This is a genomic window from Pseudomonas sp. 39004, assembly GCF_028682155.1.
Classification (GTDB): domain Bacteria; phylum Pseudomonadota; class Gammaproteobacteria; order Pseudomonadales; family Pseudomonadaceae; genus Aquipseudomonas; species Aquipseudomonas capeferrum.
In genome coordinates this window covers 1-2280 of record NZ_JANIAG010000324.1, presented here as the reverse complement: position 1 = coordinate 2280, position 2280 = coordinate 1, and the positions used below count along the sequence as shown (strand labels likewise).

Here is a 2280-nt window from a genome sequence, read left to right as displayed (position 1 = left end):
ACCGCAAGGTGATCAGCCTGATCAACAGCGACGATACCCTTGCCGGTATCGGCTACATCCTCTAGGGCCACCGGCATGATCGACCCACTGCTCGATGTGATCGTGCAAGCCCGCGAGGTGCAAGGCGGCGACGTGCTGGTGCTGGAGCTGGCCGCAGTCGACGGCCAGACCCTGCCGCGTTTTGCGGCGGGCGCCCACGTCGACCTGCACCTGGCGCCCGGCCTGGTCAGGCAGTACTCGCTGTGCGGCGACCCCGCGCACGCCAATGTCTACCGCCTTGGCGTGCTCAAGGACAGCCAGTCCCGCGGCGGCTCGGTGGCGGCGCACGAGCACCTGCTGCCCGGCACGCCGATGCGCATCAGTGCGCCGCGCAACCTGTTCCCGCTCGCCGGCGACGCCACGCGCTCGCTGTTGCTGGGCGGCGGCATCGGTATCACCCCGATGATCGCCATGGCGCATGCCCTGCATGCCCAAGGGCAGCCGTTCGAACTGCACTACCGCGGCCGCTCGCGCAGCCGCTGCGCGTTCGTCGACGAACTGCTCGCCGCACCGTTTGCCGCCAGCGTGTTCACCCACTTCAGCGACGAAGGCCCTGAGCAGCAACTGGACCTGGCCCAGGTACTCGGCCCGGCTACGCCAGGTGTGCACCTCTATACCTGTGGCCCGGCGAGCTTCATGGACTGGGTGATCGAGGGCGCACGCCAGCAAGGCTACGACGACGCGCATATCCACCACGAGTACTTCCAGGCCGAGGTCGACACCTCGGGCGGCAGCTTCGAGGTGGTGGCCGCGCGCAGCGGCAAGACCGTGCAGGTGCAGCAGGGCCAGACCCTGACCGCAGCGCTGCGCAGCGTCGGCATCAAGGTCGAGGTGTCGTGCGAGCAAGGCGTGTGTGGCACCTGCCTGTGCGACGTGCTCGAAGGCCAACCCGACCACCGTGACCACTACCTGACCGACGAGGAGAAACACGCCAACGAACAGATCGTGTTGTGTTGTTCCCGGGCGCGCGGCAAGCGCCTGGTGCTGGATATCTAGAAAAACAAAAACAAATACGTGACAGACAAGCGGGCGCAAGACCTGCAGCCCCTTCTGCCCAGTTGAACGACTGCCCAGGACTTGTACTGATCACACTTCCAGGATTACCCCATGGAACTCAAATGGCCGTTGCGTGCGAAACCGTTTTGCCTGTGTGTGGGCGCCGTATTACCCCTGACCTGCTTGGCCGACGTGGTGGATGACAGCCACCTCTCGCTCAATTTCAGAAACCTCTACCTGAACCGTAACTTCACCAACCCCAGTGCACCGGTGTCCAAGGTCGGCAACTGGTCGCAGGGCTTCGACCTGCAGTTCGAATCTGGCTACACCGATACTCCATTGGCAGTCGGCCTCGACCTCAACGGCCAGTACGCCTTGCGCCTGGACGCCACCGGCAATGATGGCTCACTACCCTACAGCCGCCATCGCCAGCAAGCCGCCGACGACTACAGCCGCGGCGGTGCGACGCTGAAGCTCAAGTACGCCAAGACCAAGGTGCTGATCGGTGACCAGAAACCCTTCTACCCAGTCGCCTCCAACGACCCCAGCCGCCAGCTCGACACCCTTTACCAGGGCGCGGTAATCGAATCACGCGACATCGACAACCTGACCCTGGTCGGCGGGCGCTTCTGGTCGATCGTCACCCGCGAGTCGTCCAACCACGAGCGCCTGTACCGCTACGGCACCCGCGACGACCAGGACAGTGATGGCCTGGACTTCGCCGGCGCCACCTATGCGCTGACCCCGGACCTGCAAGCCAGCTACTTCCATGGCGTGCTCAACGACATCTACAAGCAGGACTACGGTGGCATCAAGCACGCCCTGAAGTTTGCCGATGGTTACCAGTTGAAAACCGACGTCGGCTATTTCAACAACCGCGAAGACGGCGCCGCGCGCAGCGGCGCCGTGGATAACCGCGCCTACTTCGGCCTGGTCACCCTGGAAAAAAGCGGGCACATGCTGGGCCTCAGCTACCAGCGCATGACCGGGGACACCGTGTTCCCGACGCTCAACGGCTACGTGCCGCAGCTGTGGTTGCCGAACTGGGCAGGCCTGCCGTTCATTCGCCCGGACGAACGCAGCTGGTCGGTGCGCTACGGCTACAACTTCGCCGCCATCGGCCTGCCCGGGCTGAAGCTGTTCACCCGCTACATCAAAGGCACCGACATCGACCGCGGCCCGGGCCTTGCACGGGACCAGGAAAGCGAGCGCGACATCATGCTCAGCTATGTGGTCCAGAGCAGA

The 2280-nt window shown here is 64.3% G+C and carries 2 protein-coding genes; both read left to right on the top strand.

Going from position 1 to position 2280, the window contains the following annotated elements; all coding sequences use genetic code 11:
• Positions 1-75 precede the first annotated feature (75 nt).
• Complete coding sequence (locus NP534_RS26615; protein WP_274100713.1) at positions 76-1035, top strand: PDR/VanB family oxidoreductase; 960 nt, start codon at positions 76-78, stop codon at positions 1033-1035.
• A gap of 111 nt (positions 1036-1146) precedes the next feature.
• On the top strand, positions 1147-2280 hold a 1134-nt coding region (locus tag NP534_RS26610), incomplete at its 3' end, for an OprD family outer membrane porin (RefSeq protein ID WP_274100712.1).